Origin of the sequence: Aestuariivirga sp., assembly GCF_041738905.1 — a bacterium.
Classification (GTDB): domain Bacteria; phylum Pseudomonadota; class Alphaproteobacteria; order Rhizobiales; family Aestuariivirgaceae; genus Aestuariivirga.
In genome coordinates, this window is sequence record NZ_JBGSOZ010000151.1 from 21,147 (window position 1) to 34,236 (window position 13,090).

General features: G+C 61.5%; 17 protein-coding genes and 1 riboswitch. Of the genes, 14 read left to right on the top strand and 3 right to left on the bottom strand.

Going from position 1 to position 13,090, the window contains the following annotated elements:
• Positions 1 to 47: 47 nt before the first annotated feature.
• Positions 48 to 626 carry a DUF3489 domain-containing protein gene (locus ACEW8Q_RS13975; RefSeq protein WP_373504666.1) on the bottom strand — a complete coding sequence of 193 codons (579 nt, stop codon included), beginning with the start codon at positions 624 to 626 and terminating at the stop codon, positions 48 to 50.
• Between the two features lie 106 nt (positions 627 to 732).
• On the bottom strand, positions 733 to 954 hold the full coding sequence (locus tag ACEW8Q_RS13980; RefSeq protein WP_373504667.1) for a hypothetical protein: 222 nt from the start codon (positions 952 to 954) through the stop codon (positions 733 to 735).
• Between the two features lie 107 nt (positions 955 to 1,061).
• On the opposite strand from ACEW8Q_RS13980, the gene ACEW8Q_RS13985 reads away from it, so the two are divergent.
• From ACEW8Q_RS13985 to ACEW8Q_RS14030, 10 genes are all read left to right on the top strand, one after another.
• On the top strand, positions 1,062 to 1,610 hold the full coding sequence (locus ACEW8Q_RS13985; RefSeq protein ID WP_373504668.1) for an elements of external origin: 549 nt from the start codon (positions 1,062 to 1,064) through the stop codon (positions 1,608 to 1,610).
• A complete protein-coding gene (locus ACEW8Q_RS13990) occupies positions 1,552 to 3,531 on the top strand; it encodes a phage terminase large subunit family protein (protein WP_373504669.1) in 1,980 nt (659 codons plus the stop codon). The genes ACEW8Q_RS13985 and ACEW8Q_RS13990 overlap by 59 nt, the downstream gene beginning before the upstream one ends.
• A 5-nt stretch (positions 3,532 to 3,536) precedes the next feature.
• Positions 3,537 to 3,752: a phage head-tail joining protein gene (locus tag ACEW8Q_RS13995; RefSeq protein ID WP_373504670.1), complete on the top strand. Its 216-nt coding sequence runs from the start codon at positions 3,537 to 3,539 to the stop codon at positions 3,750 to 3,752.
• A gap of 4 nt (positions 3,753 to 3,756) precedes the next feature.
• Positions 3,757 to 5,274 carry a phage portal protein gene (locus tag ACEW8Q_RS14000; RefSeq protein WP_373504671.1) on the top strand — a complete coding sequence of 506 codons (1,518 nt, stop codon included), beginning with the start codon at positions 3,757 to 3,759 and terminating at the stop codon, positions 5,272 to 5,274.
• Positions 5,275 to 5,278: 4 nt separating this feature from the next.
• Positions 5,279 to 6,307: a head maturation protease, ClpP-related gene (locus tag ACEW8Q_RS14005; RefSeq protein WP_373504672.1), complete on the top strand. Its 1,029-nt coding sequence runs from the start codon at positions 5,279 to 5,281 to the stop codon at positions 6,305 to 6,307.
• 4 nt (positions 6,308 to 6,311) lie between these two features.
• Entirely contained in the window at positions 6,312 to 6,677 is a 366-nt protein-coding gene (locus ACEW8Q_RS14010) for a head decoration protein (RefSeq protein WP_373504673.1), read from the top strand.
• Positions 6,678 to 6,727: 50 nt separating this feature from the next.
• On the top strand, positions 6,728 to 7,162 hold the full coding sequence (locus ACEW8Q_RS14015; RefSeq protein WP_373504674.1) for a major capsid protein: 435 nt from the start codon (positions 6,728 to 6,730) through the stop codon (positions 7,160 to 7,162).
• A 63-nt stretch (positions 7,163 to 7,225) separates the two neighbouring features.
• Entirely contained in the window at positions 7,226 to 7,597 is a 372-nt protein-coding gene (locus ACEW8Q_RS14020; protein WP_373504675.1) for a hypothetical protein, read from the top strand.
• A complete protein-coding gene (locus tag ACEW8Q_RS14025) occupies positions 7,594 to 7,833 on the top strand; it encodes a hypothetical protein (RefSeq protein ID WP_373504676.1) in 240 nt (79 codons plus the stop codon). The genes ACEW8Q_RS14020 and ACEW8Q_RS14025 overlap by 4 nt, the downstream gene beginning before the upstream one ends.
• Before the next feature lie 347 nt (positions 7,834 to 8,180).
• Complete coding sequence (locus ACEW8Q_RS14030; protein ID WP_373504677.1) at positions 8,181 to 8,744, top strand: hypothetical protein; 564 nt, start codon at positions 8,181 to 8,183, stop codon at positions 8,742 to 8,744.
• A gap of 80 nt (positions 8,745 to 8,824) precedes the next feature.
• Here the strand turns inward: ACEW8Q_RS14030 and ACEW8Q_RS14035 are convergent, their stop codons facing one another.
• Positions 8,825 to 9,151: a YnfA family protein gene (locus tag ACEW8Q_RS14035; protein ID WP_373504678.1), complete on the bottom strand. Its 327-nt coding sequence runs from the start codon at positions 9,149 to 9,151 to the stop codon at positions 8,825 to 8,827.
• Positions 9,152 to 9,312: 161 nt separating this feature from the next.
• On the opposite strand from ACEW8Q_RS14035, the gene ACEW8Q_RS14040 reads away from it, so the two are divergent.
• The 4 genes from ACEW8Q_RS14040 (at position 9,313) to ACEW8Q_RS14055 (ending at position 13,052) form a co-directional block, all read left to right on the top strand.
• A complete protein-coding gene (locus ACEW8Q_RS14040) occupies positions 9,313 to 10,080 on the top strand; it encodes a sulfite exporter TauE/SafE family protein (RefSeq protein WP_373504679.1) in 768 nt (255 codons plus the stop codon).
• Positions 10,081 to 10,129: 49 nt separating this feature from the next.
• Positions 10,130 to 10,190: riboswitch (Fluoride riboswitch) on the top strand.
• A 100-nt stretch (positions 10,191 to 10,290) separates the two neighbouring features.
• On the top strand, positions 10,291 to 11,499 hold the full coding sequence (locus ACEW8Q_RS14045) for an MFS transporter (protein WP_373504680.1): 1,209 nt from the start codon (positions 10,291 to 10,293) through the stop codon (positions 11,497 to 11,499).
• Entirely contained in the window at positions 11,496 to 11,870 is a 375-nt protein-coding gene (locus ACEW8Q_RS14050; RefSeq protein WP_373504714.1) for an EamA family transporter, read from the top strand. Before ACEW8Q_RS14045 ends, ACEW8Q_RS14050 begins: the two co-directional genes overlap by 4 nt.
• Positions 11,871 to 12,659: 789 nt before the next feature.
• On the top strand, positions 12,660 to 13,052 hold the full coding sequence (locus ACEW8Q_RS14055) for a FixH family protein (RefSeq protein ID WP_373504681.1): 393 nt from the start codon (positions 12,660 to 12,662) through the stop codon (positions 13,050 to 13,052).
• The last annotated feature ends 38 nt before the right edge of the window (positions 13,053 to 13,090 follow it).

A 13,090-nucleotide genomic window follows, 5' to 3' on the forward strand; every position in this document is an offset into this window, starting at 1 on the left:
AGCAGTATTAGGCCGCTGGCCAAGAGGACTGCGGTCGCTGACGGCGTTTACGGACGCACCTTGTACACGCGGCCTCGGGTTTCGATCTTCTCGGACTCGATGGTGAGGCCGAGCTTCTTCTTGAGGGCACCTGCCATCGCGCCGCGCACCGTGTGAGATTGCCATCCGGTTGTGGCGACAAGATCTTCGATGGTGGCGCCTTCCGGGCGCTGCAGCATTGCGATTATGGCAGCCTGTTTGGTGCCGTCACGCGTTTTGCGTTCCTTGGGAGCAGTCGCGGGTGTGAGCGGGGCTTCAACGTCGCCTGTGATTATTGCCGCTTCCGAGGATGTGGGAGATTCTGCGGCCGTGAGTGCGGCTGCTTCGGACTCTATCCCGAGTGCCGCCACTCCCGCTGCCGTGATGACGAGCGTGACGCCGTAACCATCGCCAGTCTCGCACCACAGGGGGGTACCAAGCTTGCGATTTGCTTCAACCTCTTCGAGGAGGCCCTTTTCGATGAGCGGATTGATCACCTTGTGGGCGGCGGCGCCCTTGAGGTTCGGCGGCAGTGGCAGCGCCAGATGGTTATCACGCTGCGCGGCAGCGCTGAGAACGATGAGTTGGGTATCGGAAAGTCTTGTCATTGGCGGTCGGCTCCTTTGGGCCGTGAGCCAGCGGGGATCGCCGGCTTCTACGACCCCGAGCCCCGCAATCAGACGGGGGCGGAGACTCGGCGTCCAATGAAGCGCTCTATTCGGCGTGCTCGCCTTCGTGGAAGGCGCTGTCGGTGATGCGCTTGAGGAGTTCGGCGTAGTGGCTGAGCGTTCCGACGTGACCCCAGTGGATCGTCTCGGGATCAGCACCGAAGTGATCGTCGCTGAGGGCCCGAAGGCGGGCGAGCATCGCGTCGATCTCGGCCTTCTTCGCGATGAAGGCGGCACCCGCCTTGCTGTTGTCTGAGGGTTTGCGCATCTGCTTGCTCCTTGAGCCTCGTTTGATGATCACACATTTGCTCTGTACACAGATCTTATCAAGTCGACCGGCAGCAACATGATTGCTCTTTCACGAGGCTGTAGATCATGGGATTGTCGATCCGCGCCTACGCCGCCCATCGCGGTGTCAGCCATACGAGTGTCCGGAAGGCCATTGCCTCGGGACGGGTGACGCTGGAGCCGGATGGCAGCATCGACCCCGTAAAGACCGACCGCAGCTGGGTGCAGAATGCAGATCCGTCGAAGGCCCGTGCGCCCCGGATCCTCAAGCCAGTGCCGGAAGCGGCTGTGAGCGCGGTGCGGGAGACCCTCTCGGAGTCGGGTTCACCTCTTGTGGGCGGCATGAGCTACCTGCATGCCAAGACGGCAGAGAAGGTGCTCACCGTGCAGTTGCTGCGCGAGAAGCTCAGGCGTGAGAAGGGCGAAGTGGTCGAACGGGACTATGCCATCGAGCAGGGGTTCGCCTTTGCCCGCCGCATCCGAGACAGCTGGACTGGCTGGCCCGCACGTGTCGCAGCCCTCATGGCGGCCGATCTCGTGGTAGACGTCCACAAGCTCGAGGCGCTGCTCAATACCCATGTCCGCGAACAGCTCAAGGCCTCAGCGGGAGACGACCTCAATCTCCGCGGCACATGACTACGAAGGCAACCGCCAGTTTCTCCGAAGCCTCACCGATGGCCTGACGCCGGACCCGCCGATGACCGTTGCGGAGTGGGCGGACACCTATCGCATCCTGTCCGGCAGGGCCGCAGCGGAAGCTGGAAAGTACAGGACATCGCGCACACCCTACATGCGCGAGATCATGGAGAGCCTGTCGCCCTCGAGCCCCATCGAGCGGGTGGTGTTCATGAAAGCAGCTCAGACCGGGGCGACGGAGGCTGGAAACAACTTCATCGGGTTCATCATCCACCAGGCACCGGGTCCAATCCTTGCCGTGCAGCCGACGGTGGAACTGGCCAAGCGCAACTCGCAGCAGCGCATTGATCCACTCATTGAGGACAGCGCCGAGCTTCGGAAGATCGTGGCGCCGGCACGCTCCCGCGACAGCGGCAACACGGTGCTGGCAAAGCGGTTCCCCGGCGGACAGCTTGTGCTGACCGGTGCCAACAGCGCAACGGGGCTTCGCTCCATGCCGGCCCGTTATGTGTTCCTCGACGAGGTCGATGCCTATCCCGGTGATGTGGATGGAGAGGGGGACCCGATTGCACTGGCCGAAGTCCGCACCGCCACCTTCGGACACCGCAAGAAGCTGTTCCTGGTTTCGACACCGACGATCAAGGGTCTGTCACGCATCGAACGCGAATACGATGCCTCGGATCAGCGGCGCTATTTCGTGCCGTGCCCGCATTGCGGAACCATGCAGTGGCTGCAGTTCGAACGGTTGCGCTGGGAGAAGGGCAGCCCGGGAACAGCTGCCTACATCTGTCAATCCTGCGAGTTACCGATCACGGAAGCGGCCAAGACCGAGATGCTGGCGAAGGGCGAATGGCGTGCCACGGCAGAAGGCAACAATACACGGACCCGCGGCTATCATCTCTCAGGCCTCTATTCGCCGGTAGGCTGGACCAGCTGGGCCGACATCGCAAGAAGCTGGGACGAGGCCCAGCACAATGACGCGGCGCTCAAGACGGCCAAGAACGTGCTGCTGGGCGAGACCTGGATGGAGTCGGGCGAAGCGCCCGACTGGCAGCGCCTCTATGACCGGCGTGAACAGTGGAAGGTTGGCACCGTTCCGGAAAACGGACTCTTCCTCACGGCTGGTGCCGACGTCCAGAAGGATCGTATCGAGGTCGATGTCTGGGCCTGGGGGCGGGGGCTTGAAAGCTGGCTCATCGATCATGTTGTGATCGAGGGCGGACCCAGCGATCCGGGCTGCTGGCTCAAGCTGACAAGGCTTCTTTCGCAGACCTGGGCCCATGCCAGCGGCCAGCACATGACGATTGCGCGGCTGGCCATCGACACAGGCTTCGAGACCAGTGCTGTTTATGCGTGGTCTCGGGCTGTGGGCTTCGCACAGGTGGCACCCGTCAAAGGCGTCGAAGGCTTCAACCGGGCGAGCCCGGTGACAGGTCCAACATTCGTGGATGCGACTATCGCAGGCAAAAGGCTCCGACGCGGTGCGAGGCTGTGGACAGTCGCCACCTCGACCTTCAAGGCCGAGACCTATCGCTTCCTGCGGCAGGACCAGCCGACCCGTGAAGAAATTACTGCCGGTGCGATGGTCCCGCCCGGCACCATCCATCTGCCGGACTGGGCTGATGGCGAATGGTTGAAACAGCTGACCGCCGAGCAGCTGGTAACGGTCAAGACGAAACGCGGCTTCCAGCGGCTCGAATGGCAGAAGCTTCGCGAACGCAACGAAGCGCTCGATGTTCGCGTCTATGCCCGCGCAGCCGCATGGATCGCCGGTGCCGACCGCTGGTCGGAGGCGCACTGGCAGGAACTGGAGCGGCAGTTGGCTGTCGATACTGAGGGGCTTGCTGGCCCTGAGCCGGTCAAATCCAGCGCCCGGCCGTCGGCGCAGCGTCGGACGGTCAGGTCGAGTTACATGGGGTGACCGTGATGGCGACACTCACAGATCTCCGCGCCAGGCGTGAGACACTGGCGGTGCAACGGTCATCGGGCGTGGCCCGCGTCAGCTACGAGGGACGGAGTGTCGACTATCGCAGCGTGGCCGAGATCGACCGCGCCATCGAGGCACTCGATCGCGAGATCGTGGCCGCTGAGGGGCGCCGCATCGTCCGGCATCTGCGCGTGACGACGGCAAAGGGGCTCTGACGCCATGGGCCTGTTCGATCTGTTCCGCCGCCGTGGGGCCGGCGGCCCGGCTGCCATGCGTGCTCGTCTCGAAGGGGCCATGGCGAAGCGGCGATTACGGGGATGGAACCCGCCGCTCGAGAACATCAACACGCTGGTGGCCTCGGGCGGCCCGCGGCTTCTGGCACGCGCGCGCGAACTGGTCGTCACCAATGGCTATGCCGCAAATGCCTGCGAGGCTTTCGCGGCGAACCTTGTCGGCGATGGCATCAAGCCGTCGTCGCTGACGGCAAATGCGGAACTCCGCGATCGCATCCAGCGGCTCTGGCTCGCCTGGACCGACGAGGCGGATGCCGACGGGCTGACCGATTTCTACGGCCTGCAGGCAATGGTGGCGCGCGAGATGTTCGTGGCGGGCGAATGTTTCGTCCGGCTGCGCCCGCGCCGGGCGGAGGATGGATTGCTGGTGCCGCTGCAACTGCAGCTCCTGCAATCGGAGATGCTGCCCTTCGACAAGATGGAGACGGGATCAAACGGCAACCGCATCCGCTGCGGCATCGAGTTTGACGCCATCGGCCGGCGCGTGGCCTATCATTTCCGCAGACGACATCCCGGCGACAGCACCGACCAGGGGATGGTGATCCCTGAGACAGTGCGTGTGCCGGCTGCCAACGTGTTGCACATTTACCGGCCGATCGACGCCGGCCAGATCCGTGGCTTGCCGCATGTGGCGCCCGCCATGGTGCGGTTGTTCCTGCTCGATCAGTACGACGATGCCGAGCTCGACCGCAAGAAGACCGCAGCGATGTTCGCAGGCTTCATTACCAAGACCGCACCGGAAGAATCCATGATGGGCGAGACGCATGCCGACCCTGAGGGCACTGCCATTGCCAGCCTTGAGCCCGGCACCATGCAGGTGCTGCTACCGGGGGAGGACGTGAAGTTCTCGAGCCCTGCCGACGTGGGCGGTGGTTACGAGGCCTTCCAGTACCGCACACTGCTCGCCGTCTCGGCTTCGCTGGGATTGCCCTATCACCTGGTGACGGGGGACGTGCGGCAGGCAAATTATTCGAGCTTGCGCGCCGAGCTCGTCGAATTCCGCCGCCGCATGCAGCAGCTCCAATACGGCGTCATGGCACATCAGCTCTGCCGCCCGATCTGGGCGCGCTGGATGGAAACGGCATTGCTGGCGGGCGCGATCGAGCTTGATGATGCGGTGACCGCGCGCGCAGTTCAGTGGATTCCACCGCGTTGGGACTGGGTCGATCCCTTGAAGGACATCCAGGCACAGGTACTGGCGATGGAGGCAGGCATCACCTCACGGCGCAAGGTGGTCGAAGCCACAGGCTACGACATCGAGGAAGTGGACCGCGAGAACGCCACGGACATGAAGCGTGCCGCCGATCTGGGCCTTGGTTATCGCACCGGCCCCGGCACGACGCAGGGTGCGCGGGCAACCCCTGCAACCCGGCCCGATCCCGGCGATGGCACGAGCGATAACAACGGCACCGGGACGACCGATCCCGCTACCGAACAGGAGTAATTCCATGAACAGCTGGTACACGATCCGCGCCCGCGCAACGGGTGCGGAAGTGGCGATCTATGACGAGATCGGCGCCCATGGCGTCTCGGCGAAAGGCTTCCTCGCCGAGCTTGGCGCGCTGCCCGAGGGAACGCCCATCGATCTCAGGCTGAACAGCCCGAGTGGGTCGGTCTTTGATGCTGTGGCGATCTATAACGCGATCAAGCGCCATGAAGGCCCAGTCACGGTCTGGATCGATGGCATCGCCGCCTCGGCTGCCTCCTACGTGGCGATGGCGGGCGACGAGATTGTCATGCCTGAGAACGCCTTCCTGATGATCCACGATCCGGCCGGCCTCGTGATGGGCACGGCGGATGACATGCGCGCTATGGCTGATGCGCTCGACAAGGTGAAGGGCAGCCTGGTGCAGGGCTACGCCTCGAAGTCCGGCCGCGACCCGCAAAATATTGCCGCGTTGATGGCGGCCGAGACCTGGTTCGACGCGAAGGAAGCACTGGACGCAGGACTTGCCACCCGCATCGCCGAGCCCGTGCGCATTGCCGCGCGCTTCGACATCGCCCGCTTCCGCAATGCACCCCCTGCGCTGATCGAGGCGGCGGAGCCCGACACGCCGGAAACCGTTCCGGAAGGGAACGGTTTGGAGGGCGACCCGGTCGTCAGTGGCCTCGAACCGGATGACATTGCTGATGATGCCAGCGCCGATGAACAACCCGGCTCTGCCGAGGGGCATGTCAAGCACGCCAACATGCCCGCACCCGCGAGTGGGGCACCGGCCGATGCCGCGGCAATCCGAGCGGAGACCATCGCACATGCCCGTGCCGTCATCGATCTCTGCCGCCTCGCCCGTCAGCCGCAGATGGCGGGCCGCTTCCTCGAGCAGAACGCAAGCCTCGACGAGGTTCGCGCTGCACTTCTGGCCGCGAAGTCAGACGCCGAGCCCGAGATCACGCCGCACCACCCGCAACCCGGCCGCAAGTCAGCCGCCCGCCCCTGGGGCGAAATTGTCGCCCGCACCTTCAAACTGAAAGGATGACCCCATGACCACACTCGTCGAAGGCAAGCACGCTGGCCACTTCCTCGTCTGGGAAGCGTTCCGCGACTATACCCGCGAAACCGTCACCATCGCGTCCGGCACGCTCGAGGCCGGCACCGTGCTCGGCAAGATCACGGTCGGTGGCAAGTATGCCGCACACAATCCTGCAGCCACCAACGGCACCCAGACGGCCGTCGCCGTGCTCTGGGGCAAGGCCGATGCGTCGGGCGGGGATGCAGCCGCCCTTGCTGTCGTCCGCGGCCCGGCAATCGTCAATCGCCACGACCTCGTCTTCGCAGGCACTCCGTCCGGACCAGAAATCGCCGCGGCGCATGCTGCTCTGCTCGCCGTCGGCATCCTCGTCCGCTGATCCTGCCCGTCACTACCCCTCACAGCAATCCCTGAACCGGAGGCATTCCCATGGCCACAATGGACATCTTCGAAGGCGATGCCTTCACCATCATCGAACTCACTCGCGCGCTCGAGAACATCCCCTTCAAGCCGGCACTGCTCTCGGGCTCGAATCTCTTCAGCCCCCGTGGCGTGCGGGCGCGCACCGTGATGATCGAGAGCCGGGACGGCACGCTGTCGCTGATCCCGTTCTCGGAACGAGGCTCGGCCTACGAGCAGCAGGTGACCGGGTCCGAGCTCGTCTTCATTGCCGAGACAGCAATGTCGACGATCCGCAAGAAGACGGCTGATGGCGCTTTGGAAATGCCATCACCGGCATCTGGCGAAGTGACGCTGAAGCTCAACCCGGCAGAAACCCGCCTGTTTGCGGTCGGCCGCCTGAGAAGCCGCTACGAGTTCGAGCGGCGTATTGGTGGCACCGAGGAAACATTGGTGTGCGGGTGACGCTGCATGCGGCAGGTTACACGCCGTCAGTGGTGGATCACGGCGATCTTGCAGATACCAGCAATGAACTCGCCACTGCCAATGGCTAAGGAACTTCCCGGTCTTGTTCGCCGTCGCCGCGCTGAAGCGGCACTGTGGCGTGGGCTGCCCAAGATGGTAGATGCCCAGCAGGCGCGCGTTGTACCCGATTTGCCGTTGCCGCCGAAGCCCGTCACACAGTCGAAAGAGGCCAATGCCGCCATCCTTGCGGGCGGCGCCGGTGCAATCGCAGCCGCCAGTGAGGCCATGCCACTGATCAGGGAAGGTGTCGGTATCTTGCCCGTCCTGGTGGAGTCACTGGGACGACCAGCGTTTATTGCAGCGCTCATCACTATTGCAGCAGCACTGGCCATCTGGGTCTGGCGCCGCCAGCGTCTGCTGGAGCAGGGCGCATGATGTTCTCCTGGCTACTCTCGCCCCTCGGACGCTGGCTGTCACTGGCAGGCACATTCGTTGCCACACTCACCGTCGTGTGGCTCAAGGGCCGTGCCGCCGGAAAGGCAGCGTGGGAGGAAAAACGTCACGCAGCACGCGAAAAGGCCATGAAGCAATCAAAGGAGATCCGACATGACGTGCAAACTGACAGCGATGCTGCTCTTGATTGCCGTCTCGATCGCTGGATGCGCGACTGACCCACTCACCCGCAGTGATTGTGACTGGGCACAGCCTATCAAGCCGTCACGAAAGGATGTGCTGACGCGGCAGACCAAGGAGCAGATTGCGGCCCACAATGAGGTGGGCGCGCGGCTATGCAGATGGACGAGATAGTTGCAGGAAGCTTGTCCGCACGCTGCAATACAGAGCAAACTTGATCCAACTTCTCGAGGCAGGCTCATTTTCTGGCCTCGTCCCTGAGGGCATCGAACAGGTAAATTGTTCTCTTGAAGGTGCTGACCTCAGGCATCCACAAAGCACGGTACCGACTCAGCCGATATGTGATAGCCTTTTAGATCAGATATTCACGCGGCAGGAGTCTCGGATGGCACAGAAGCCAACTCGCAAGGCGATTTCCAAACGCAAGACTGTAGCGGCCAAGGCGGTGAAGAAAGCTTCCAAAGCGAAAGGAGTGGCCAAGAAGCCTGTAAAGTCAGCAGCCCGGAAGACAGTGGCGAAGAAAGTATCCGCCGCCGCATCCAAACGCACATCCGCAAAGAAAGTGCCTGCGAAGAAAGTCAAGGCGAAGGCCGAGAAGCCGTCAATTAAGGTCTCTTCAAAAAAGTCAAAGCCCTCTGCCAGGAAGGTTGCCAACCGTACCCTTGCCAAAAAGGCTGTCAGCCGCACCCCCGCCAAAAAGGCCGCACCGCCGAAGAAAATCGCACTCGCCAAGATACCCAAAACGACGAAGCCTCCGAGGCAAGTTGCTGCTCCTGACATTGCAGCCGCGCGGGCATCGGCCGCCGCTGTTTCAGAACCGCCGCACCCCGGAATGATGGGAGATGGTACCGAAGAGCAGAACCTGAACCAGCCGGGTGTACCAGGAGCTAGAATCACCGGAGAAGACGTCGAAGTTGCGTTCGGGGAATCCAAACCCGACAGCAACTGAATTCAAGATGCCGGAGCCGGCCGAATCTGGATGCAGTGAACTCGCTGTGGTGATGTGTCCGACGGGTTCAAATCATCGATCTAGGCGGTGCGCGGCCCCCAGAGGATGATTCCCGCACCGACAATGCACACCAACGAACCGATCAGATCCCATCGGTCAGGCTTGATGCCATCAACAGCCCAAAGCCAGCCAATGCTGGCTGCGATGTAGATGCCGCCGTAAACCGCATAGGCTCGACCGGCATTCTCTGTCGGGGCGAGCGTCAGCAACCAGGCAAAGGCAACCAGCAGGACAATGCCGGGCAACAGCCAGAGCGGGGACTTACCGTGGTTCATCCAGGCCCAGAAGGCGAAGCACCCAGTAATTTCGGCAATTGCGGCAGCAGCGTAAATCATGAAGGCATACATTGTTGCAAAGTCTCTTCTGGTGGTTCTAACGTGTCAACGGCTCGGGTTCACAAGCTCTAGCCGTGACATGTCGTTTGGGAAAGGGGTTAAGCCAAAGAACGCCGAGGCCGATTGTAAGACATATGCAGCATGACGTCATATCTGGTCAGCTATAACGCAGTGTGTATAAACCGGTACTCATGCTGCTCTCTTTAAACGCTGAACTCCTGCTCGCCCTGTGCATGTTTCTGGGTGCGGTGCTTTACACCTCGGTCGGTCATGCCGGGGCGTCGGCGTATATTGCCATGATGGCGCTGTTCAGTGTTCCGGCAGTGGTCATGAGGCCCACGGCCCTTGTCCTGAATATCCTGGTCGCCAGCTTCACGTCGTTCCGGTTTATCAAGGCGGGCCTCTTCCGCTTTCGCACACTCTGGCCCTTCCTCGTCGGTGCGCTGCCGATGGCGTTCCTCGGCGGCTATATCCAGCTCCCCGGCGAATTTTATCGGCCGCTTGTCGGTGTCGTACTCCTGATTGCCGCTGTGCGGCTGCTGTGGCCCTCGGAACTCCGCAGCAACCGGGAATCTTCTGACCCTCCGCTGTGGCTCGCGGTGTTGGCCGGGGCGGTCATTGGCCTGCTCTCGGGGCTGACGGGAACGGGCGGCGGTATCTTCCTCTCACCGCTCCTGCTGTTCTTAGCGTGGTCAGAGACGCGCACGGCCTCGGGTGTGGCGGCGGTGTTCATTCTCTGCAATTCGGTGGCGGGCCTGCTTGGCAATATCGCGTCAGTGAAGTCACTGCCTCCTGACCTACCGCTCTTCGCAGCGGCTGTGCTGCTCGGCGCTGTCATTGGAACAACCCTCGGCATCAGCAAACTCGCTCAACAGGGGGTATTGAAGGCTCTCGGGCTGGTGCTCATCGTTGCCGGATTCAAGCTCATTGGCGCTTATTGAACACGCTGCGAACCTTTGACGGCTCTGCCCCGCTGAGCTAGGCTTCTGTCTTTGTGATGGGGATGGGGCTCCCCGATAACCGCCGCAAGGCTGATAGCTCCTGCTGCAAAAGGGCCGCTCTGGCTCTGTCGTGGTGGGAGTGTGTCTGTGCCTTCACACTCGTCATGCAGACCTGACGTTGCCTGAACAGTTGAACGGAAAGGTGATGTCATGGCAACGTCCAAACCCTCGGTATCGCAGCTGGCGAGAATCCCTCGCGGAGTCTGGGCCCTCGGCTTTGTGAGCATGTTTATGGACATCTCATCCGAGATGATCCATGCGTTGCTGCCCATCTATCTCGTGGTGGTGCTCGGCACCTCCGCACTGACGGTGGGACTCATTGAAGGCATCGCCGAAGCAACCGCCAGCATTACCAAAATCTTTTCAGGTGCGCTGTCGGACTGGCTCGGCAAACGCAAGCTGCTGGCTGCCATCGGTTATGGGCTTGCTGCCTTTACCAAGCCGATATTCCCGCTGGCCACTTCGGTGAGTTGGCTGGTGGCGGCACGATTCATCGACCGTATCGGCAAAGGCATAAGGGGTGCGCCGCGTGATGCACTGGTGGCCGACATTGCACCGCCTGAACTGCGCGGTGCGAGCTTCGGCCTCCGGCAGTCTCTCGATACAGTCGGGGCATTCCTCGGTCCGCTGGCTGCCATCGGGCTCATGGCTGCCAGCGGCGACAATTTCCAGCTCGTGTTCTGGATTGCTGTTGTCCCGGCTTTCATCGCCTTCGGTCTGATGGTGTTCGGTGTCGAGGAGCCCGCAAAGCATGAAGAGGGCGTAAAGAAGCCCCCGCTGCGCTTTGCGGACGCGAAAAAACTCAAGGGGGCATTTTGGGCCGTCGTGGCCGTCGCCTCGGTGCTGACGCTGGCCCGGTTCTCCGAGGCCTTTCTGGTGCTCCGTGCCCAGAATGTCGGGTTCCCGATTGCCTTCATCCCGGCCTTCATGGTGGTCATGAACATCGTCTATGCGCTCTCTGCCTATCCGGCCGGAGTGCTGTCGGACAGGTTTGGCCGCTATGTCGTGCTGATGGCGGGCATTGTCCTGTTGATCGTCGCTGACCTCATCCTGGCCTGGGGCAACACGATTCCGATGGCACTGCTCGGCGTCGTGTTCTGGGGGCTGCATATGGGGCTCACCCAGGGACTCCTCGCCACCCTCGTGGCTGATACCGCACCGCCTGAACTGCGTGGCACCGCCTTTGGCGTGTTCAACTTTGCAGGTGGCATTGCCATGCTCTTTGCCAGCCTCATTGCAGGCGGCCTTTGGGACGCTTACGGCCCGGCGGCCACCTTCTATGCCGGGGCGGCTATTACGGCCGTAGCACTCGCCGGGCTGGTCATCGTTCGTGCCCGCTATTCTGCGAGGGCCGCCTGACGGCGATGTTTGCCAAGGTCGGCATTGAGAATATCAATTCCGATTTTGCCACCTTCATTCGCACCATCGTTATCCTGTTCGTGGTGGCCGGGTTGCTGGCGATCACCGGGCAATGGCAATCGCCATCGACCGTATCCAGCCGGCCCTATCTCTTCCCGGTACCTTCGGGTTCCGCCACGGGAGCCTCGTGCCTGTGCTACTTCCGCGCCCTCAAAATCGGAGACGCAGCGCGGGTGGCGCCCATCGACAAGCTGAGTGTAGTCCTGGTGGTGATCTTTGCAACGATCTTCCTCGGAAAGCATCTATCTTGGCCGAACTGGCTCGGTGTTGCCTTCATTGCGGCCGGGGCCGTGCTTGTGTCCTTGAAGTAGGCGCATTCGAGCAGATCATTCAGTGGCGCGGATTGCCACCGCGCGCGATCATCAAGTGGTGTACCTGATGGTGCATCCCAACCGTGAGAATTCCAAAGAAGCCGAGAGCCTTGGCTTTCTCCTGATCGGCCAGATCACAGCCGTGTCAAGCGCTGGATTCGTATTTGAGCACTCTCAAACCCTCGAACTCCCCAGCCTCCATCCAACTACTTCAACTCGTTCTACTGTGCATGTGTCGGCGAATACCGCACGAAGATGTGACACAGAGCGGACCATACCCACGATTGATGTACGATCTCAGATATGGCAAGAAAGGCTTATGAGAACGACCTGGCTACGTTATTGTTGCTGTATTCTTGGCGTTCTTGCCATGCTGGGAAGTGTGTTGTCTGTACCACTCGTCTCAGCCGATGCATTTGCGCCGAAGTCAGACATGAGCATGCCGTCCATGACGATGTCAGATGTAGGGGCAGAAGGCTGTCAGAAGCAGGCCGCTGCATGTGCTGACTGCGGAGATACGAAATGCCCAAATCTGACTAGCTGTCTCATTGTCTTTGTAAACTCGCTGCCGGCCCCTGCAGCCATCGCGTACCGCAGCGTAGTGGGCGCGACGGAAAGTTTTGCCTTCTCGTCAGCGACTGCTCCGGCTGGCATGCTCATTCCTCCCTTAATCCGGCCTCCGATCGTCTAAGCTTCACCGATGGTATTTTAGCGCCGCATTCAATGCTGCGCTGATGTGCGCGCGCCAGAGCGACGTGCGCAGGGCTCAGACTTATGGAGATTATCAACATGCTTCGTTACATCATGAAGGCGGCTGCTCTGGGCACCGTTCTTCTCACCAATTCTGTGACGGCCTCGGCCGATATCAAAGACTACGAGTTTCAACTCGTGACCAATGAGTTGAAACAAGGTGAGGCCGAAGTTGTCGTCAAGCTCGTCCGCAAACCATCTGGCGACGCAGTTCCCGATGCTGTGATCTTTGCTCAGAGAATCGATATGGGTCCAGATGGCATGGAAACCATGCAAAGTTCTATAGAGGCCATAGCGTCTACAGAACCTGGCACTTACCGGTTCAAAACCAATCTGACTATGGTAGGCAACAGGGCTTTTTCGCTCGCTGCAAAGATCCAGGGCGAGACAGGCACTCTTGAGAACAAGCTCGTCCTCAAGGCCACGAAGTGAGACGCGCCTTGAGAACAGTTGTTACCGTCGCGGTCATC